We start from the raw sequence: 19,423 nt of genomic DNA on the forward strand, positions 1-19,423 counted from the left end.
GTCGCCGTGTCCGCCGTGTTCAATGCCTCAAGCCCCCGAATACAGGCGGCGGTGTTTCACCTTTCAACGCGGCGGTGCAACATAAATTGTCGCGGGGGCCATGCCTTACTGTTCCTCCGCGTTCGCGAGGGACCAGTAAGGGGATGAGCTGTCGCCTCCACAAACCACCACCCCGGCGAAGGCCGGGGCCCAATTGGGGGACGGCGATAATGGAGGGCATCGCTCCGTTACCACCACCTTTCCAATTGGACCCCGGCCTTCGCCGGGGTGGTTGTGAACTGGGGCAGGAGGGGCAAGGCTCACAAATCCGGCAGCACCTGATCCGCCACACCCCACCCCGCCAGCGCTCGCGCCCCGGCCCGCGCGATCAACTCGGCCCCATCCTTCACACCCCATCTCGCGGCCGTCTCGATATCCCGCAACTCAGTCCACGACACCGGCGCCGCCACTGGCGCGCCCGCCCGAGCCCGCGTCGAATACGGCATCACCGCGGTTGCCCCACGCTGGTTCCGCAGCCAGTCGATGAAGATCCGCCCCTTCCGCTTCGCCTTAGCCATCGTCGCAACGAAGCGCTCGGGTTCCGCCCCCGCTATCGCCCGCGCGAAGCGATCCGCGAAGTCCTTCACCGCAGGCCATTCCGCGTCCGGCGTCAGCGGCACGACCACGTGCACGCCCTTGCCGCCCGAGAGCATCGGGAAGCTAACCAGCCCCAGTTCCGCCAACTGGTTCTTCAGATGCTCCGCCGCCTTCTTCGTGTCGCCGAAATCGAGCCCCTCGTCGGGATCGAGATCGAACACGAGCCGGTCCGGCTTTTCCAAGGCCGCATTCGACGACCCCCAGCCGTGGAACTCGATCGTCCCCATCTGCACGCACGCGACCAGCCCGTCCGCATCGTCGACATACAGATAGTCCTCGGTCGAGCCGTCCTTCTCGCGGATCGGCACTTTGTGCACCGCGTCGCCGAAGCTCCCAGCATCGTGTTTCTGGAAGAAGCAGGCACGTGATCGACCCTGTGGACACCGCACGAGGCTGATCGGACGGTTGCCCGCGACCGGCAGCATGATCCCCGAGACCGCGACGTAATAGTCCGCGAGATCGCCCTTGGTGACGTCCGACTGGTCGAAGATCACGCGGTCGCGGCTGCTGACCTTGATGCTCGTCGCGGGCGCGGCGTCCGGCAGCGGCGCGGGCGTTTCGGCGACGACGTCCTTCGCCGCCTTGTCCTCGCGCAGGCCGATGAAGCTCGAATGGCGGAGCACGCCGTCTGGCGTGATCTCGGCAAAGGCGACCTCCGCAACCAGCTTCGGCGTCACCCACTTCGCGCCGCGGACCGCCGCCTTGGGCGCCTCGACCGTCGGCGTCTTGCGATCGAGCGCATCGAGCTTGTCGCGAATTTCGTCCATCAACGCCTGGTCGAACCCGGTGCCGACCTTCCCCGCGTAGCGATAGCCTTTGCCCTCGCGCACGCCCAGCAACAGCGACTTGAACCCCCGCTTCTTGTCGGAGGGCAGCCAGCCGACGATCACGAACTCCTGGCGGTGCGTACATTTGACCTTGAGCCACGCCTTGGTCCGCTTGCCGGCATATGGCGCGTCGGCGCGTTTCGAGACGATGCCTTCGAGGCCTTCGCGGCACATCGTTTCGAACAATTGCTCGCCCGCGCCGATGACGTGGTCGGAATAGCGGAGGCGGTCCTCGTCCTCGGGAATCAGCGGTTGCAGTCGCGCCTTGCGGTCGAGGTTGGAGAGGCCGGTCAGGTCTTCGCCGTCGAGTGCGAGCAGGTCGAACGCGAACAGCGTCATGTCGCCGCCCGCTGAGATCGCGTCCTTCAGCGTCGAGAAATCGGGGTGGCCGTCCTTGAACGCGACGATCTCGCCGTCGATCAGCGCGGATTTTACGGGGAGTTTCGCGGCGGCGTCGGCGATCGCGGCGAATTTGTCGGTCCAGTCGAGGCCGGTGCGGGTGAAGACCTTGGCCTTGCCATTAGCGACGGAAATCAGCGCGCGGTAGCCGTCGTATTTGACTTCGTGGAGCCAAGCGGAGCCGGTGGGGACGGCGTCGACCAGCGTGCAGAGTTGGAGGTCCTGAAATTCCTCCCCGGCACGGGGAGGGGGACCGCCGCGACCTTTCGCGGTGGTGGAGGGGGGCTTGCCGCTGGCGAGACTTTTGCGGCTGGCAGTGCTCTTGCGGCCCGCCCCCTCCACCAGCTTCGCTGGTCCCCCCCCCCGTGCCGGGGAGGATTTGCCCTTTTCGATCTCGACCATCGTGCGGCCGGTCGTGACGCTGGTCAGCGCTTCCTCGACGAGCGTGTCGGTGCCGCCGACCGCGGCGTCGTCGATCTTGCGGAGGAGCCAGTTCTCGCGTTTCTCCTTTGCGCGCGGTTTGAGGCGGATGAGCAGCCATTCGCCCTTCATCCGTTCGCCATCGAGGACGAAGTGGAGGTGGCCCTTGTCGAGATCCTTCGCCGACTTGCCCTTGATCGGTGACCACGTCCCGCGGTCCCACAGCATCACCGTGCCGCCGCCATATTCGCCCGCGGGGATGGTGCCTTCGAAGGTGGCGTAGCTGAGCGGGTGGTCCTCGGTGCGGACGGCGAGGCGCTTCTCGTTGGGGTCGAGGCTGGGGCCGCGGGTGACGGCCCAGCTTTTGAGGACGCCGTCGATCTCAAGGCGGAAGTCCCAATGGAGGCGGGTGGCGTCGTGCTTCTGGACCATGAAGCTGTTGCCGTTGCCGGGGGCCAGCGTGCCGGCGGGTTCGGCGGTTTTGGTGAAGTTCCGCTTGGCATTGTAGAGCGCGAGGGGATCCGGGGGCGTGGCCATCAAGAGCGTCCCGTCTTCGTCATCCCGGCGAAAGCCCGGACCTCGCGCGGCAGGGGCGCGGTCTGCAATGGGGAGATCCCAGCTTTCGCTGGGATGACGGGGCAGGGGGTGGCAACCTCAACAAGTTTGTTCTCCCGCGAAGGCGGGAGCCCAGTCTGGGTCCCCGCCTTCGCGGGGAAACAAGGAGAAGCGTTACGCACGTTTCTTCGCGGGCGTTTTCGCCGCCGTCTTTGCCGGTGCCCGCTTGGCGGGGGCCTTCTTCGCGGGTGCCTTCTCCGCGGCACCACCGCTCTTCTCCATCGACTTCTTCAACGCCGCCATCAAATCGACCACGTTCGACCCCGTCTTCGCACCCGTATCCTTGTCTTCGATGATCTTCTTCCCGTTCGACTTGCGCTTGCGCTCGATCAGGTCCTTCAGCGCATCGACATAGCGATCGTGGAACTCCTGCGGGTGGAAATCGCCGCTCCGCTTCCCGATCAGCGCCTCGGCCAGTTCCAGCAATTCCTCCGAAGGCTTGTCGTCGGGAATATCCCGGAAATAGCCCTGCGCCTTGTGCACCTCGTCGGCATAACGCAGCGTCTCCAGCACCATCCCGCGCCCGCACGGTTTCAGGCTCACCACGTATTCCCGCCCGCGCATGGCCAGTTGCCCAAGCCCGACTTTCTTCGTGCGCTTCAACGCCTCGCGCAGAACTATGAACGCCTCCTCCGCGAGGTCATCCGCGGGCACCACGAAATACGGCTTCTCGTAATAAAGCACGTCGATCTCGCTCGCATCGACGAACTGCGTTAGCTCCAGCGTCTTCTTCGACTCGAGCTTCACCGCGTCGATCTCGTCCTGCTCCAGCAGGACATATTCGCCCTTCGAGACCTCGTATCCCTTCATGATCTCGTCGGCATCGACCGGCCCCACCCCAGTGACGACCTTGTCGTAATGGATCGGCTGGCCCGAAGGCTCGTGGATCTGCTTGAACGACACCGCCGCGCCGGATTTCGTCGCGGAATATATCTCGACCGGGATCGAGACGAGGGCGAGACGGATCTGCCCCTGCCAATACGCGCGCGCTGCCACCCTGCATGTTCCTTCGTTGCGGAAACGATTCGATTATCCGTCAATCGTCGGCGGGGCAGAGTCGTTCCCTCCCAATGGTTTCGCTCGGGCCGAAGTTTCGCTATGGCGCAGCCATGTCCGAAGATCCGATCGCGCTGTTCGACGCCTGGTACGCCGAGGCGCGCAAAACAGAAATCAACGACTCCAACGCGGTAGCGCTTGCCACTGCGGATGCGGAGGGCCGTCCGTCGGTGCGGATGGTGCTGCTGAAAGGCCATGGCCCGGACGGTTTCGTGATCTACACCAATCGCGAAAGCCGCAAGGCCGGCGACCTCGCGGTGAACCGCTACGCCGCGCTGCTCTTCCACTGGAAGTCGCTGCGTCGGCAGGTCCGGATCGAGGGCAGCGTGACCCTGGTCAGGGACGCCGAGTCGGACGCCTATTTCGCATCGCGCGGTCGTGATTCGCAGTTGGGCGCCTGGGCGTCGGACCAGTCGCGCCCGCTGGATTCGCGCGAGACGTTCGAGCACCGTTTCGCCGAAATGCAGGCGCGGTTCGAGGGTGGCGACGTGCCGCGCCCGCCGCATTGGGGTGGTTACCGGATCGCCCCCGACCGCATCGAACTGTGGCAGGACCGCGCGCATCGGCTCCACGAACGGCGGCTGTTCGTGCGCGAAGACGGCAACTGGAACGAAGGGTTGCTCTTCCCATGACGCAGGACGAACGCCGCAAGGTCATACCTCTCGCAACCCGCGCGGCGCTCGCCAGCGTCGCGATGGCGTGTTTCCTGCTGCTGCTGAAGGGCTTTGCGGCATGGTCGACGGGTTCGGTGGCGATGCTTGGCTCGCTCGCCGATACCGCGCTCGACCTGCTCGCGTCGCTGGTCACGCTGTACGGCGTTCGGCTAGCGGCGACTCCGGCGGATCACGACCACCGCTTCGGCCACGGCAAGGCGGAGGCGCTCGCCGCGCTGTTCCAGGTCATGCTGATAACCGCCTCGGCGGTCGGCATCGCCTGGCGCGCGATCCTCGCGTTCGGCGATCCGCAGCCGACGACCGGCGCCGATTTCGGCATCGGCGTGTCGGTGATCGCGATTGCGGCGACGGTGTTCCTGCTCGGCTATCAGCGCAAGATCATCCGCCAGACGGGCTCGGTCGCGATCCTGGCGGACAACGTGCACTACCAGTCGGACGTGCTGCTCAACGGCTCGGTGATCGTCGCGCTGGTGCTCGATCAATATGTCGGGTGGAGCGGGGCGGATCCGATCTTCGGCATCGTCATCGCGCTGTGGCTCGCCTGGGGTGCGTTCCAGGCGTCGTCGAACGCGATCGACCAGTTGATGGACAAGGAATGGCCCGAGGATTTCCGCGCACAATTCCTCGACGTCGCCGCGCGCCAGCCCGGCATTCGCGGCATCCACGATTTCCGGACGCGCCGTTCGGGCAGCCACGATTTCGCGCAGTTCCACATGGAGGTCGCGCGCGACCTGACCGTGGAGCACGCACACGACATCGTCGAGGCGGTCGAGCGTAACCTGCGCACCGCGTTCCCCAAGGTCGAGGTGCTGATCCATCTCGATCCCGAGGGGCATGTCGACACCGACAATCCGTTAGTAGAAGCGGACGTGACGCCGCATTGGTTCGGGAAACGCATATGAGAATACCGTTCGCGCAGATCGACGCATTTTCGGATACGCCGTTCGGCGGCAACCCGGCGGCAGTGATGCCGCTCTCCGCGTGGCTCGACGACGCGGTGTTGCTGAAGATCGCCCAGGAGAACAATCTGAGCGAAACCGCGTTCATCGTCGCGTCGGACGAAGAGGGCGTGGATTTCGACCTGCGATGGTTCACGCCGGGGGCGGAAATCGCACTCTGCGGGCACGCGACGTTGGCGAGCGGACATTTCGTGTTGTCGTCGGACACCGCGCTCGACCGGGTGCGGTTCCGGACGCGGCAGGCGGGGATGCTCGAGGTTGCGCGCGCAGCCAGCGGGTACACGCTGGAACTGCCGGCGTGGGGACCGACTCCGAAGGCGATCCCGGAGATCGTCGCGGCGTTGAACATCGCCGAGCCCGTCGAGACGTTGTGGCACGAGAAGGGCTATGCGCTCGTGATCGTCGACGACGAGGCGGTGGTGCGCGAGCTGAAGCCGGACTTCGCGGCGCTGGCCAAGTTTCCGATCGTCGCGGTGGTCGCGGCGCGCGGTGACGCTACGGACATCGTCAGCCGCGTCTTCACGCCCTATTACGCGATCGACGAGGATCCGGTGACGGGCTCGGCGCATGCGGTGATGGTACCGTATTGGGCGCCTACGTTAGGAAACAGCTTCACGGCCTACCAGGCAAGCGCGCGCGGCGGAAAACTGACGTGTCGCCTCGAAGGCGACCGCGTCGTGCTCGGCGGGGCGTGCGTGACGACGATCGAGGGCACGTTCCTGCTGCCGTGACCTAGGCGCCGCGATCTTCCCCTTCCCTGGAAGGGACGGGCCGTGGGTAGGTCGGCTGCTTGGCGGGTGCAGCGCAGGTTCGGGGAGCGACCCACCCCCAACCCCTCCCTTCCAGGGAGGGGGGCGAAGAAAAGCTACCGCTTCCGCCCCTTGGTCATCGGATCGGGCTTCTTCGGTTTCACCCAGCCCGGCGGCGGCGTCATCCGCTGCTGGCTGGTGCCGAGCCCCATCGCGCCGGGTTGTTGCCGCGTCAGCCCGGCGGTGTCCGCCACCTCGCCGCCGCCACGCAACACGCTGATCTGATCGCGCAACTTGCCAGCGGTCTCGAAATCCATCGCAGCGGCGGCGGCTTCCATCTGGCGGCGCAAGGTTTCCATATCCATGCCGCACCCAACGCGTCAGGCGGCGACGAGTGCCGCTTCGGTATCCGCGATCCAGCCGCCGCCGAGCACGCGCTCGCCCGCGTACAGCACCGCGGCCTGACCCGGCGCTACCCCATATTCAGGCGCATCGAACACCACGCGGTCGCCCACTAGGCGCGCCGGGACCGGCTTGGCCATCGACCGCACCTTGGCGGTCAGCGGCCCGGCGAAGTCGCCGCCCAACCAGTTGATGTCGGTCATCCGCGCAGCCTCGACCGCCAGCGCACGACGGGGGCCGACGACGACTCGCTTCGTCTCGGGCTCGACCCGCACGACATAGAGCGGCTCGGGACTGCCGCCGATCTCCAGCCCGCGGCGCTGGCCGACGGTGAAGTGGATCAACCCGCGATGCTCGCCAAGCTTTGCCCCGCCGAGATCGACGATATCCCCCGCGGTCTCCGCCGCCTCGGGACGTAGTTTCTTGACGAGGCCGGCATAATCGCCGTCGGGTACGAAGCAGATGTCCTGGCTGTCCGGCTTGGCCGCGACGCCGAGCCCGAGTTCGGCCGCGATCTCGCGCACCCGCGCCTTTGGCAGCCCGCCGAGCGGAAAGCGGAGATAATCGAGCTGCGTCTGGGTGGTGGCGAACAGAAAATAGCTCTGGTCGCGCGCCGGATCGGCACCGCGGTGAAGCTCCGCACCGTTCGGACCTTCCACGCGCCGCACGTAATGCCCGGTCGCAAGGCAGTCCGCACCGAGGTCGCGCGCGAGCTTCAGCAGGTCCGTGAACTTCGGCCCCATGTTGCACTGGACGCACGGGATCGGTGTCCGTCCCGCCAGATACTCGTCGGCGAACTTGTCGACGACCTGCTCGCGAAAGCTCGTCTCGTGATCGAACACGTAATGCGCGATCCCGAGCCGGTCACACACCGCGCGTGCATCGCGGATATCGCGGCCGGCACAGCAAGAACCGGCACGACCGACCGCCTCGCCGTGGTCGTAGAGCTGCAACGTCACGCCGATCGTCTCGGCGCCGGTGGCGTGCGCGAGCGCCGCGACGACCGAGCTGTCGACGCCGCCCGACATCGCCACGACGATACGCTTTCCGGCCATGCCCGCACCGGCACCGGCGCCGAGCTGAAAATCGGTCTGATCCATGCGGCGCTACATAAGCGCGCAGGGCGTCGGTTGCAAAAAGATGCGGTGCGCTAACCTGCATCAGGACGAAGCGAGTGAAAAACGCGACCGGCCATTGGAAAAAACGGACAGATTCGAAAACTTGGGCCGGAGTTTTACGGTCCCTTCACCCCCTCGCAGTATACCGGAGATCCCAGAGACCGCCGCGAGTATCCCGTTGGACCTTAGTTTTCCCCGTTTCGATCGCGATGCCGAGGTCACCGTTCTTCCGGGTGACCTCGCTGTCCTGATCGTCGGTATCGCCGCTCGACAGGCGGCGAGCCCGACAGCGGCGGTGCAAGCGGGGTTTGCGCGGGGCACGATAGACTCGAAACTGTTCGCGCCGCTTCATGGTGCGTTCAATGGGCCGATGGCAGCGGCGTTAACCCGGTGGAAGGACGAATGAAGATGCTGTTTACCGCGGCGTTTCAGCCGATCTTCAAATCCTGCGACTACAAGTCGTGTGTGCGTATCGAGAGGGGGCCCCCCGCCCCGACCAGAGGTTTCAAATGATCGAGAACCAGAAAATTCGTCCCGGCAAGGTCATCGGGCCATTGGGCGAGCAGCTGACGCTCGACAGCCTGCCACCCCCCAGCACCACGCGGTGGGTGGTGCGCCGCAAGGCCGAGGTGGTCGCAGCGGTGAATGGCGGCCTGCTCAGCGTCGACGACGTCTGCGCGCGCTATGGCCTGACGGTCGAGGAGTTCGCCGGCTGGCAGCGCGCGATCGACCGATCAGGCATGCCCGGACTGCGGGTTACGCGAATTCAACACTACAAGTCGTTGTACGAGCGCCAACAAAAGTATTGATCGGCAAAACTCAAAACGCGAGCGGAACAAAAAACGCCGCTCGCACGTCTTTCCGCCATCGCCCGGATACGGGTTCAACGGAGGGAAAATATCATGGGTCTCATTCTTTGGCTGATCATCGGCGGCGTCATCGGCTGGATCGCTAGCATGATCATGCGCACCGATGCGCAGCAGGGCATCTTCCTGAACATCATCGTCGGCATCGTCGGCGCGTTCATCGGTGGCCTGATCCTGTCGGGTGGTTCGATCAACAACGCGCCGCTCACGCTGACCTCGTTCATCGTGTCGCTGCTGGGCGCCATCGTCCTGCTCGCGATCGTGAACCTCGTGCGTCGCGGTAGCGTCCGCTAAGCTTCGCCTTCGTCACGCGAAACAGGAAAAAGGGCCGTCCGGGCAACCGGGCGGCCCTTTTTTCGTGCGTATGATCTTTGGCGGATCCGCAGCCGCCCTTCCTATCCTCCCCCGCCAGGGGGAGGTGTCGCCGAAGGTGACGGAGGGGGAGGGCACGGAACCGAGGTTTTCCGATCCTCCCCCTCCGTCTCACAAGTGCCAGCCCCCCCTGGCGGGGGAGGATCGTAAGAAGGTCAGTTCAGCAGGAAGCGTACCGACAGCGTCACCGTCACGTCCTTCTCGCCCGGCGCGATCTGCGTGCTGTCCTTGGCCATCGACGCGCGGGCCATCATGAACATCGGTTGCGCCGGGCCGCCAGCATCCTGGCCCGATTCCGCGATCGACACGATTCGCGACACGCGGAGGCCGGCGGCCTTGGCGTAGAGGTCCGCGCGACGCTTGGCCTGGGCGATCGCGTCCGTCCGTGCCTCGTCGAGCGCCGCATCAGGCTTGTCGATCGACAGGTTCGGCCCGTCGATCTGGTTCGCCCCCTGCGCCACGAGCGCATCGAGGATCGTGCCGGACTTGGCGACGTCGCGGAAGCGGATCGAGACGGTGTTGGTCGCCTGATACCCGGTGATCACCGGCGGCTGGTTGTCGGCATAGCGATATTGCGGCGCCAACTGGACGTTCGAGGTGGCGACGTCGCGCGGCGCGACGCCCGCGCGCTTGAGCGCGTCCAGCACCTTGGCCATCCGCTGTGCATTGTCGGTGAGTGCGGCCGCGGCGGTCGGCGACTGCGACACGACGCCGGCGCGAATCGTCGCGAGATCGGGCACGCGCGTCGTGCGCCCCTCGGCGGTCACGTCCAGCACGGTTCCGGCGGCGGGCACCATCGGCTCGACCGTGGTCGGAGCGGCTTGGGCAGTAGCGGCCGCAGGCAGGATCGCGGCGGCGCTCGCCAATATGGTCAGGAACGATGCGGTCTTCATGATGGTGTCTCCCGTTGAACTGTCCGTGCGTGTCGCCCCGATCGGCTCAACACAAGCTGAACGCGTCCCAAACTCTGCGAACCGCATTGCGAATAGATCGAAATCGAAGCATGTCTGCGCCCTGTGCTCGTCGAGGGGCTTGAGCACGGTGACTTATTCAGATAATACAGCTTGCGAATGGCGAAGCGGGTCGAGACAAGACCGGTAGAAATTGGGATTGTGACGCGCATGAACTACGAGACGAAGATGGCCGGTCACGGTGGCGCGAGCGATAGCGAAGACCAGCTCGTGCTCCCCGATTACACCGCGCCGTCGCACCGCCGTCGCAACATCATCATCGCGGTCGTCCTCGTGCTGGCGATCGTCGCCGCCGTCTTCGCGTTCAAGGGCGGCAAGAAGGATGTCGCCGCCGGGCCCGTCGTCGAGCAGGTGCCGACCGTCTCGGTCGTGGTGCCGGGTCGCAAGACCGTTGATCGCACGATTTCCGCGACCGGCACGATCGCCGCACGTCGCGAGATGCCGGTCGGCGTCGCGGGCGAGGGCGGGATGATCACGCGCGTGCTGGTCGAGCCGGGCCAGTGGGTCGCGGCGGGTCAGGTGCTGGCGACGGTCGATCGCTCGGTCCAGACCGAGACCGCCGCCTCGCTCGCCGCCTCGGTCAGCGTCGCCCGTTCCGACGAGACGATCGCGCAGGCCGAACTCGATCGCGCCCAGCAGCTCGTCGATCGCGGCTTCATCTCCAAGGCCGATCTCCAGCGCAAGGCCGCGACTCGCGACGCCGCCGCCGCGCGCGTGAAGGTGGCGCAGGCGACGCTCGGCGAAGCCCGCGCACGCAACGGCCGGCTCGATATCCGTGCGCCCGCCGCCGGCCTCGTGCTGACGCGCGGCGTCGAATCGGGTCAGGTGGTCGGCGCGGGCACCGGCGTGCTGTTCCGCATGGCTGCGGACGGCCAAATGGAAATGCGCGCGCAGTTGAGCGAAGCCGACCTCGCCGGGCTCCACCCCGGCGCGCGTGCGACGGTCGTTCCGGTCGGCACGACTCAGGGCTTCCCCGGCCAGGTATGGCAGGTCTCGCCGGTCATCGACCCGCAGAGCCGCCAGGGCATCGCGCGGATCGCGGTGAAGTACGACCCCGCGCTGCGGCCGGGCGGTTTCGCCGCGGCGACGATCGTCGGCGGTGCGACCCAGGCACCGTTGCTTCCCGATTCGGCGCTGCAAAGCGACGAGAAGGGCAGCTTCGTCTATGTCATCGGCGCCGACGACAAGGCCGTGCGCCGCGACATCAAGATCGGCCAGGTCTCCGATGCGGGCGTGACGATTCTCAGCGGACTCGACGGAACCGAACGGGTAGTGTTGTCTGCGGGCGGGTTCCTGGCGCCCGGGCAGAAGGTGAAGCCGGTCACGAAGAAAGCGAGCTGAGCGCATGAACTTTCGCAACATCTCGGCCTGGGCGATCCGCAACCCGGTGCCGCCGATCGTTCTGTTCATCGCGCTGACGCTGGCGGGTATCGTCAGCTTCATGCGGATGGACGTGAACAACGATCCGGACATCGACTTCCCGATCGCAATCGTCGTCATCAACCAGCCGGGTGCCGCGCCGACCGAGCTCGAGACGCAGGTCACGCAGCGCGTCGAGGCCGCGGTCCGCTCGCTCCAGGGCATCGACGAGATCACCTCGACCGTCACCGAGGGCCAGTCGCAGACCGTCGTCCAGCTCAGCATCGGCACGCCGATCGACCGCGCCGTCACCGATGTGCGTGACGCGATCGCACAGATCCGCAGCGACCTGCCCGAGGGTATCCTCGAGCCGCAGGTGTTCCGCGCGAACACCACCGACAACGATCTCGCCAGCTATTCCGTGATCGCCAAGGACATGACGGTCGAACAGCTCAGCTGGTACATCGACAACAACGTCGCGAAGGAACTGCTGTCGGTCCCCGGCATGGCCGCGGTCAACCGCAACGGCGGCGTCAGTCGCGAGATCCGCATCATCCTCGATCCGCTCAAGCTGCAAAGCCAGGGGCTGACCGCGAGCCAGGTCAACGCCCAGCTCCGGCAGGTCAATCTGAACGCGGCGGGTGGCCGTGCCGAGATCGCCGGGTCCGAACAGTCGGTCCGCGTGCTCGGCAACGCGAAGGACGCGGTCGCGCTCGCGCAGACGCAGATCAACGTCGGCAACGGCCGCACGGTACGATTGGCCGACATCGCGCAGGTCCGCGATCTCTACGCCGAGCAGCGCAGCCGCGCCGCGATCGACGGCCGCCAGACGATCAGCTTCGATTTCCAGCGCTCCAAGGGTTCGTCCGACGTCACCGTCTTCAACGAGGCGGTGAAAAAGCTCGCGGCGATGGAGAAGCGCAACCCGAACGTGCATTTCGTGCTGCGTTCGAACAGCGTCAAATACACCGAGATGCAATATGAGAGCGCGATCCACGCGATGATCGAGGGCGCGGTGCTCGCGGTGATCGTGGTGTTCCTGTTCCTCCGCGACTGGCGCGCCACGGTGATTTCGTCGCTCGCAATCCCATTGTCGGCGATCCCGGCCTTCTGGTTCATGGACCTGCTCGGCTTCAACCTGAACCAGATGACGTTGCTCGCGCTCAGCCTGGTTGCGGGCGTGCTGGTCGATGACGCGATCGTCGAGATCGAGAACATCGTCCGACACATGCGGATGGGCAAGTCCGCCTATCAGGCGTCGATCGACGCCGCCGACGAGATCGGTCTCGCCGTGCTGGCGACGACGATGGCGATCGTCGCGGTGTTCCTGCCGGTCGGCCTGATGCCGGGTATCTCGGGGCAGTTCTTCAAGAATTTCGGCCTGACGGTGGTCGCTTCGGTGCTCATGAGCCTCGCGGTCGCGCGTCTCGTCACGCCGATGCTGGCGGCGTATTTCCTCAAGTCCGCCGGCCCCGCCGTTCACGGTGAGGGCGTCCTGATGGACGGCTATATGGCGACGCTGAAATGGACGCTGGAAACCGGCAAGGCGAAGGCCTCGGCCGCGCGCGGCGGGTTCCACCGCTTGACCAGCCGCTTCCGCGATCACCGCTTCTGGGTGCTCGGGCTTGGCGTGTTCGCGTTCCTCCTGACGATCGTGATGTTCGCCGTCCTGCCGATGACGTTCCAGCCCGCGCAGGACAACGACACGTCGATGGCGGTGATCGACATGGTGCCGGGCACGACGCTGGCACAAACCGAAGCCGTGGTGACCAAGGTCGCGGCACTGATCGGGTCTCAGCCCGACGTAGAGTCGGTCTACGCACGCAGCGGCGCCAACGGTTCGGTCAATGCCGGTCGCGTCACCGCGACGCTGAAGGACGACCGCAAGATGAAGAGCACGGAGTTCGAGCGCAGCCTCGCGCCCCAGCTCGCGGCGATCCCCGATGCGCGCGTTTCGTTCCGGTCGCAGAATGGCTGGGGCGGGAGCACGCGCGACATGAGCGTGACGCTGGGTGGCGACGATCCCAAGCTGCTCGATGCGACCGCGCAGAAGATCGTGACCGAGATGTCGCGTCTGCCGACGCTAGTCGCGCCGCGCGTCGCCGGCAACATGCAGCGCCCCGAAATCGTCATCAAGCCGCGCTTCGATCTCGCCGCCAATCTCGGCGTGACGACGCAGGCGCTGTCGTCGGCGATCCGGATCGCGACGCTCGGCGATATCGACCAGAACTCGGCGCGGTTCTCGCTGTCCGATCGCCAGATCCCGATCCGCGTCGCGCTCGATCAAGGCGCGCGGAGCGAACTCTCGACGATCCAGAACCTGCCCGTCTCGACCGCCTCGGGTGGGTCGGTGCCGCTCAACCTAGTGGCCGAGATCACGCTCGGCTCGGGCCCGACCAAGATCGACCGCGTCAATCAACAGCGCCAGCTGACGATCGGCGCCGATCTCGCGCCCGGGATCGTCTCCGGTGTCGCGCAGAAGCAGATCGATGCGCTGCCGACGATGATGAACTTGCCGACCGGCGTGAACAAGCTCGTGCTTGGCCAGTCGAAGTTCCAGGCGGAGATGATCAACAACTTCATCCTGGCGGTGATCGCGGGGACGTTCCTCGTGTTCGCGGTGCTGGTGCTGCTGTACCGGCGCGCACTGCCGCCGTTCGTCAACATGGGGTCGCTGTTGCTGGCCCCGCTCGGCGGTCTGCTGGCGCTGTGGGCGACGGGCAATCCGGTGTCGATGCCGGTGTTCATCGGTATCCTGATGTTGCTCGGCATCGTCGCGAAGAACTCGATCCTGCTGATCGACTTCGCGCTGGAGGAGATGGGCAAGGGCGTCGACGTCTGGACCGCGGTGGTCGATGCCGGCCACAAGCGCGCGCAGCCGATCGTGATGACCACGGTGGCGATGGTCGCGGGCATGATCCCGACCGCGCTGTCGCTCGGCGGCGACGGATCGTGGCGCGCGCCGATGGGCATCGTCGTGATTGGCGGGCTCGTCCTGTCGACCATCCTGACGCTGTTGATCGTCCCCGCGGCGTTCAGCCTCGCGGTCGGGATCGAGCGGTATATCGGCCCACGCCTCGGCCGCAGCCTGCTCACCTATCGCCCCGGCGACGACGGCAGCGAAGTCATCGGGCTCGCCGGACCGTCGGGGCCACGGCTCGGACCGGCAACCCCCAAGCTCGGTGATGGCACACAGCCAGCCGAGTGACGCCATTGCGCCCCTCGTGTTGAGCGACGTCGCCGCGTGCTAACCGACGTCGAAGTGCCGCGCGTCGGCATGGCGCATCGGTGGAGGGTAGCACCAACGGTCCGCGCCCGAGCCATCTGGTCGAGCGCGGACCGAGTAACCGCGGGCCAGTCGAGCGTGCACGTGTCGAGCGCACGCCAGTCGAGCCTGCGTCCGGCCAAAGCCAGATCCGCCGCGGTCGTGAACTATCCCCGCGCTGGGGGATTGTTTCGGGCATGACAGTTTCAACCCGCACGCGCCCGGCGAGCGAAGCAACGCCGCCCGCCCTCGTCCGCATGCGGATCGTCGCGACCGGGCTGCTCGTGTTCATGGCCGCGACCTTCTTCGTCAGCCGCGCGCTCGTCCCCGTTCACCCCGCCTTCGCGTTCGTCCGCGCGTTCGCCGAGGCGGCGATGGTCGGCGGCCTCGCGGACTGGTTCGCGGTGACCGCGCTGTTCCGCCATCCGCTCGGCCTGCCGATCCCGCACACCGCGATCGTGCCGCGCAACAAGGACCGCATTGGCGACACGCTCGCGCAGTTCCTCCGCGCGAACTTCCTGATCCCCGTCGTCATCGCCCGGCGAACCCGCCGTCTCGACGTAGCAGGCGCGATCGCACGCTGGCTGACCGATCCGCCCGAGGGGGCGGGGGGGCGCTTTCGCCAGGGCGCGTCGAAGCTGGTCGCGCAGGTTCTCGAGGGTCTCGATCCGGCGCGGCTCGGCGGGATGGTCAAGGCCGGGATCGGCGCCCGCCTGCGCGCGACGGAGGTGTCGCCGATCCTCGGCCAGTTGCTCAAGGCCGCGATCGCTGAGCGCCGCCACGCGCCGCTGCTCGAAAGCGCGATCCGCTGGGCGGCGAAGACGCTGGCCGCGAACGATCACCTCGTCCGCGCGATGGTCCACGACAAGGCGGGCTCGATCCTGCGCTGGACCGGGCTCGACACGACCGTCGCGGACAAGCTCATCAGCGGCTTCGACAAGCTGCTCGCGGAGATGGCGGAAGACCCCGAGCATCCACTGCGCCTGAAGGCGGAGGAGGGGCTCGATCGGCTCGCCTGGGACCTGCAATATGACCGCCGCATGCGCGAGCGGGTCGAGACGATGAAGAATGACCTGCTCGATAATCCGGCGATGCAGCGCTGGCTCGACGGCCTGTGGGAGCAGGCACGCGGCGCGCTTCTCGCGATCGCGCGCGATCCGGAGCGCGCGATGGCGGGCAAGCTCGGCGACATCCTGCGCCAGCTCGGCGAGACGTTGCAGCACGATCCGCGGATGTCGCGGACGATCAACCGGTTCGTGCGGCGCGCGGCGGTCGGCGCGGCGGCGGATTACGGCGACGGCATCGTCAAGCTGGTCTCGGAAACGGTCCGCAGCTGGGACGCCGACACGATCACCCGCCGCCTGGAAAACGCCGTCGGGAGGGACCTGCAGTATATTCGCGTGAACGGCACGATCGTCGGCGGGCTGGTCGGGCTGGTGATCCACAGCGTCGATGTGCTGTTGTAATGGGGACGACGTGGAGTTTCTCGATAGCATCGGAATTGTCTGTTAGTCTGTGACCATTAAACGGCGGCGGTTGGGGGATAAGCGGAAGAACTGCTGTCAAACAAAATACTACCGCAAACAGGCGGGCGGTCAGGATAGCATGCTGGAAAACTCACATTAGATAGCGAGCCGACTGGTGCGGCCCTTCCGATCACCCCCATACGGCACCGCTGACAGCGTTTCCGGTTCGCTGGTCGTTAGCGGGTTGACCACAGGTAATCCCGCCTTAAGGGTTGAATGCGCATAAAATCTGCAGATTTAACTTCGGAGGCGGCCGTGCTGCTCGAATTCGCTGTCACAAATTTCAAATCTTTTGCGAACGAGCAGACGTTCAGTTTGATCGCAAGCAATTTGACAGACGGTCATCAAGACAGGGTTGCATGGGTCGACGGCCCTCAAAAACTGCCAGTCTTAACTAGCGCGATAATTATGGGGAAAAACGGAAGCGGTAAATCCAGCTTGGTGGAAGCTATGCGCTTTGTTCGCTCTTTTGTGGTCAATTCGGCTAGTGACGGTCAACATGGTGAGCTTATTGATGTGAAAGTTCATCGCCTTGATACGGAATTTTCGAGTGCCCCCTGTAGTTTCCGGCTACTTTTTTCGATGGGGCCCGTAGTGTACCAGTATAGTTTTGCGGTTGATAGTGTCAGAGTTTTGGAAGAGCGTTTGGAAATAGCTGATCGAACGGCACGATTTCGCAAGTTATTCGATCGGGTTTATGTGCCCAAATCAGAATCCTATGATTACTCTTTTGGTGATTCTCTTCGCGGTGACAAGGCGACGTGGCGATCTGCAACGAGGGGTAATGCGTTATTTTTATCGACCGCTAATCAACTGAATTCTGAACAATTAAGAGAACCGTTTGTCTGGTTTTCCACGTACTTACGTGGAGTTGACGCGGCAAGTGGCAGTTTCGGAAAATACACTTCTCAGCACTGCGAAGTTGAAAATAATCGCAGAAACATAATGGAGTTTCTGCGATCACTGGACATTGATGTCGAAGATATTCGCATTGAGGTGGAGGATATTAGCGAAACTCTTTCACAGGCACTTTCGCCTACTCTACTTGCTCAGATGGTCAAAAGTGATCCCGAATTTGTTAAATCACGAAAAGTCGAGTTTCTTCATAAAGGTACTGGTAAGGGTCCGGTCTCACTGGAGCTGAGCGAAGAGTCGACTGGTACGCGAGCTTTGTTTGGGCTTGCCGGACCAATATTTGACGCGCTTGCCAACGGATATTGCTTAATTGTTGATGAGATAAATACCAGCTTACACCCTTTAATACTTCATAGACTTGTTGAAATGTTTTCTAACGTTTCTGTTAATCGTAAGCGTGCCCAATTAATATTTACCTCGCATGATACAAGCACATTGAGAGATGGATACCTTCGCAGAGATCAGATTTGGTTTGTTGATAAGTCCGTTGATGGAAAAAGCGTGCTAGTTCCTCTCAGTGATTATTCGCCAAGGAAGGGTGAGGCGCTTGACCGTGGATACATGCATGGCCGATACGGTGGGATTCCATTTATCGGGCCGATTCAACCGTTGATGGGCGCATCAAGTCTTTGGGATCCTGTCAGCTAAGAAGGCATGTAAGGTGGCAAGAAGGACGACACTAACACAACTGCGAAGGCGTCCTGCAAAGCTGACTCCGCGGCTTCGCATCATGATTGTCTGCGAGGGGGAAAAAACAGAGAGAATCTATTTCTCGCTTTTTGCTACTGCACTTCGGGCTGCCAACGTTCAGCTAGAAATACCGCCTAGGGAGTGCGGTACTGACCCGAAATCCTTCATTACATTTGGAATGACCAAATTCGATGATGACGTTGGTATAGACCGCTGTTTCTGCATTATTGACCGTGATTCGCATGCGAATTTTGATGAAGCAATGGACTATGCATCAACCTTCATAGGTCGGGTACAAATTCCCCGGGCATTTGACGTAATTGTATCTTACCCAAGTTTCGAATATTGGCTTTTGATGCACTATGTGAGGACAACGAAGCCATTTTCTAAGAGCGGTAAAAAGTCTCCGGGTGATATGGTAGTTGCCGAGCTTAAGAAACATCTGCCGAACTACGCTAAAAATGCCATTGACCCGATGAAAGCGCTTTTTGACAAAACCACAGTTGCCATTGAAAACGCCGAGTCAACATACAAGGCAGCCAGTTCTTCGGGAAATATGAACCCATCAACTAGGGTTCATTTGGTTGTCTCTTTGATAATGAACCTGATAAAAGGCGATCTCGATCAGGTCTTGCCAAAAGAACTTCAAGGGTAAACGCTGCGGCAGTGTGCGCTTGAAGGGCAATACAACTTACGAGACATGCGGTCGCCCAACCGAACCACGCATCAATCTAACCGACAACATTTGAACGATGAACGTCATCAATATCTACTAAGAGGGCCGATCGAACTACCGAATGGCGGCAATCGGCAGATGCCTTGGCAGCGATGGCGACCGCGTGTGGGCAATGGTTGCTGACAAAGTTTGTTGATCGCGCGTTCGTTGCGCTACGGAGCTACCGCTCCCAATCCGGCATCGGCCAGCCCTTAGCCTTCGCTAACAACCGCAGCGGCCCATGCGCGTTCACCGCGAAGGGTTCGTCGGCCCATTCGAAGGTCGGGGCGTCCGAGACGTGGTCGGAATAGAAACGGACGTGTGCGCCGTCTCGGGGGATGCCTTCGCGGTCCATCCAGGCCTGGATCATCCGCAGTTTGGCCGGGCCGTAGCAATTCTCGCCTTCGATGCCGGCGAGCAGGACGCCGTCCCGGTCGCGCAGGCTCTCGGTGCCGATCACCGCGTCGAAGCCCAGTCGCCGCGCGATCGCCTCGACGTAGAACCGGTACGATGCGGTCGCCATGACCAGCCGGTAGCCGGCGGCGCGGTCGGCCTCGATCTGCGCGCGGGCGCTGGCGAAGACGCCGTCGCGCATGACGCGGTCGGCGAAGGCTTCGGCTGCCCGGCGTTCTTCGGCGGGCGTCATGCGCTTGCCGAGCATCATCCGCTGCATCAGGTATTTGAGCCGGCCGCGGCTGATCAGCTTGCCGACATATCCGAGCGCGGCGACTCCGGCGAACGGGACGAGCGCCAGCCGCCATGGCGCGCCGCCCTTTTTCGCGGTGTGGAGGAGGAACGGCGTCCAGGTCGGCGCGTGCGTGATCGTCTTGTCCATGTCGTAGATCGCGAGACGGACGGACGGGGCGGCGGAAGGCATTTCGATCATCGT

The 19,423-nt window shown here is 63.9% G+C and carries 17 protein-coding genes; 11 read left to right on the forward strand and 6 right to left on the reverse strand.

The features are described from left to right. Positions 1-299: 299 nt before the first annotated feature. Complete coding sequence (gene ligD, locus BM244_RS09235; protein ID WP_093398628.1) at positions 300-2,819, reverse strand: DNA ligase D; 2,520 nt, start codon at positions 2,817-2,819, stop codon at positions 300-302. A 192-nt stretch (positions 2,820-3,011) separates the two neighbouring features. Beyond that, positions 3,012-3,893: a non-homologous end joining protein Ku gene (locus tag BM244_RS09240; RefSeq protein ID WP_093398629.1), complete on the reverse strand. Its 882-nt coding sequence runs from the start codon at positions 3,891-3,893 to the stop codon at positions 3,012-3,014. A 113-nt stretch (positions 3,894-4,006) separates the two neighbouring features. Here BM244_RS09240 and pdxH point away from each other — a divergent pair, with 113 nt between their 5' ends. The 3 genes from pdxH to BM244_RS09255 are packed head-to-tail and all read left to right on the forward strand — an operon-like array spanning position 4,007 to position 6,317. Continuing rightward, entirely contained in the window at positions 4,007-4,585 is a 579-nt protein-coding gene (gene pdxH / locus BM244_RS09245) for a pyridoxamine 5'-phosphate oxidase (protein WP_093399070.1), read from the forward strand. Next, entirely contained in the window at positions 4,582-5,529 is a 948-nt protein-coding gene (locus BM244_RS09250) for a cation diffusion facilitator family transporter (protein WP_093398630.1), read from the forward strand. The genes pdxH and BM244_RS09250 overlap by 4 nt, the downstream gene beginning before the upstream one ends. Continuing rightward, positions 5,526-6,317: a PhzF family phenazine biosynthesis protein gene (locus BM244_RS09255; RefSeq protein ID WP_093398631.1), complete on the forward strand. Its 792-nt coding sequence runs from the start codon at positions 5,526-5,528 to the stop codon at positions 6,315-6,317. Before BM244_RS09250 ends, BM244_RS09255 begins: the two co-directional genes overlap by 4 nt. Positions 6,318-6,451: 134 nt before the next feature. Here BM244_RS09255 and BM244_RS09260 read toward each other — a convergent pair whose 3' ends face one another. After that, positions 6,452-6,700 carry a UvrB/UvrC motif-containing protein gene (locus tag BM244_RS09260; RefSeq protein ID WP_093398632.1) on the reverse strand — a complete coding sequence of 83 codons (249 nt, stop codon included), beginning with the start codon at positions 6,698-6,700 and terminating at the stop codon, positions 6,452-6,454. A gap of 15 nt (positions 6,701-6,715) precedes the next feature. Then, positions 6,716-7,837, reverse strand: coding sequence for a tRNA 2-thiouridine(34) synthase MnmA (mnmA, locus tag BM244_RS09265; protein WP_093398633.1), 1,122 nt, complete (start codon positions 7,835-7,837; stop codon positions 6,716-6,718). 196 nt (positions 7,838-8,033) lie between these two features. Between mnmA and BM244_RS09270 the strand changes: the two genes are divergently transcribed. From BM244_RS09270 to BM244_RS09280, 3 genes are all read left to right on the forward strand, one after another. Beyond that, positions 8,034-8,261: a hypothetical protein gene (locus tag BM244_RS09270; protein ID WP_093399071.1), complete on the forward strand. Its 228-nt coding sequence runs from the start codon at positions 8,034-8,036 to the stop codon at positions 8,259-8,261. A gap of 103 nt (positions 8,262-8,364) precedes the next feature. After that, complete coding sequence (locus BM244_RS09275) at positions 8,365-8,664, forward strand: CtrA inhibitor SciP (RefSeq protein ID WP_056061087.1); 300 nt, start codon at positions 8,365-8,367, stop codon at positions 8,662-8,664. A 93-nt stretch (positions 8,665-8,757) separates the two neighbouring features. After that, positions 8,758-9,015, forward strand: a complete 258-nt coding sequence (locus BM244_RS09280) for a GlsB/YeaQ/YmgE family stress response membrane protein (RefSeq protein ID WP_056484797.1) — start codon at positions 8,758-8,760, stop codon at positions 9,013-9,015. 233 nt (positions 9,016-9,248) lie between these two features. On the opposite strand, the gene BM244_RS09285 is transcribed toward BM244_RS09280, so the two are convergent. Beyond that, positions 9,249-9,986 (reverse strand): SIMPL domain-containing protein, encoded by a 738-nt coding sequence (locus BM244_RS09285; protein ID WP_093398634.1) that lies wholly within the window; start codon positions 9,984-9,986, stop codon positions 9,249-9,251. A 228-nt stretch (positions 9,987-10,214) separates the two neighbouring features. Between BM244_RS09285 and BM244_RS09290 the strand changes: the two genes are divergently transcribed. The 5 genes from BM244_RS09290 (at position 10,215) to BM244_RS09310 (ending at position 18,474) form a co-directional block, all read left to right on the forward strand. After that, positions 10,215-11,405, forward strand: coding sequence for an efflux RND transporter periplasmic adaptor subunit (locus BM244_RS09290; RefSeq protein WP_175518145.1), 1,191 nt, complete (start codon positions 10,215-10,217; stop codon positions 11,403-11,405). 4 nt (positions 11,406-11,409) lie between these two features. Continuing rightward, entirely contained in the window at positions 11,410-14,631 is a 3,222-nt protein-coding gene (locus tag BM244_RS09295) for an efflux RND transporter permease subunit (RefSeq protein WP_093398635.1), read from the forward strand. A gap of 254 nt (positions 14,632-14,885) precedes the next feature. Continuing rightward, positions 14,886-16,154 (forward strand): DUF445 domain-containing protein, encoded by a 1,269-nt coding sequence (locus tag BM244_RS09300; protein WP_244655486.1) that lies wholly within the window; start codon positions 14,886-14,888, stop codon positions 16,152-16,154. A gap of 315 nt (positions 16,155-16,469) precedes the next feature. Further along, positions 16,470-17,777, forward strand: coding sequence for an AAA family ATPase (locus tag BM244_RS09305; RefSeq protein WP_175518146.1), 1,308 nt, complete (start codon positions 16,470-16,472; stop codon positions 17,775-17,777). Positions 17,778-17,859: 82 nt separating this feature from the next. Next, positions 17,860-18,474: an RloB family protein gene (locus BM244_RS09310; protein WP_093398638.1), complete on the forward strand. Its 615-nt coding sequence runs from the start codon at positions 17,860-17,862 to the stop codon at positions 18,472-18,474. A 241-nt stretch (positions 18,475-18,715) separates the two neighbouring features. Here BM244_RS09310 and BM244_RS09315 read toward each other — a convergent pair whose 3' ends face one another. Next, a complete protein-coding gene (locus BM244_RS09315; RefSeq protein ID WP_254784362.1) occupies positions 18,716-19,420 on the reverse strand; it encodes an HAD family hydrolase in 705 nt (234 codons plus the stop codon). Positions 19,421-19,423: the final 3 nt, after the last annotated feature.

The sequence above is a fragment of the Sphingomonas sp. OK281 genome (genome assembly GCF_900115295.1).
Lineage (GTDB): Bacteria > Pseudomonadota > Alphaproteobacteria > Sphingomonadales > Sphingomonadaceae > Sphingomonas.

Excerpts from the sequence above, each read along its gene's own strand:
- ligD (WP_093398628.1), bottom strand. The coding sequence starts at position 2,819 with ATGGCCACGCCCCCGGATCCCCTCGCGCTCTACAATGCCAAGCGGAAC.
- pdxH (WP_093399070.1), top strand. The coding sequence starts at position 4,007 with ATGTCCGAAGATCCGATCGCGCTGTTCGACGCCTGGTACGCCGAGGCG.
- BM244_RS09250 (WP_093398630.1), top strand. The coding sequence starts at position 4,582 with ATGACGCAGGACGAACGCCGCAAGGTCATACCTCTCGCAACCCGCGCG.
- BM244_RS09255 (WP_093398631.1), top strand. The coding sequence starts at position 5,526 with ATGAGAATACCGTTCGCGCAGATCGACGCATTTTCGGATACGCCGTTC.
- BM244_RS09260 (WP_093398632.1), bottom strand. The coding sequence starts at position 6,700 with ATGGATATGGAAACCTTGCGCCGCCAGATGGAAGCCGCCGCCGCTGCG.
- mnmA (WP_093398633.1), bottom strand. The coding sequence starts at position 7,837 with ATGGATCAGACCGATTTTCAGCTCGGCGCCGGTGCCGGTGCGGGCATG.
- BM244_RS09275 (WP_056061087.1), top strand. The coding sequence starts at position 8,365 with ATGATCGAGAACCAGAAAATTCGTCCCGGCAAGGTCATCGGGCCATTG.
- BM244_RS09280 (WP_056484797.1), top strand. The coding sequence starts at position 8,758 with ATGGGTCTCATTCTTTGGCTGATCATCGGCGGCGTCATCGGCTGGATC.
- BM244_RS09285 (WP_093398634.1), bottom strand. The coding sequence starts at position 9,986 with ATGAAGACCGCATCGTTCCTGACCATATTGGCGAGCGCCGCCGCGATC.
- BM244_RS09290 (WP_175518145.1), top strand. The coding sequence starts at position 10,215 with ATGAACTACGAGACGAAGATGGCCGGTCACGGTGGCGCGAGCGATAGC.
- BM244_RS09295 (WP_093398635.1), top strand. The coding sequence starts at position 11,410 with ATGAACTTTCGCAACATCTCGGCCTGGGCGATCCGCAACCCGGTGCCG.
- BM244_RS09300 (WP_244655486.1), top strand. The coding sequence starts at position 14,886 with ATGACAGTTTCAACCCGCACGCGCCCGGCGAGCGAAGCAACGCCGCCC.
- BM244_RS09310 (WP_093398638.1), top strand. The coding sequence starts at position 17,860 with ATGATTGTCTGCGAGGGGGAAAAAACAGAGAGAATCTATTTCTCGCTT.
- BM244_RS09315 (WP_254784362.1), bottom strand. The coding sequence starts at position 19,420 with ATGATCGAAATGCCTTCCGCCGCCCCGTCCGTCCGTCTCGCGATCTAC.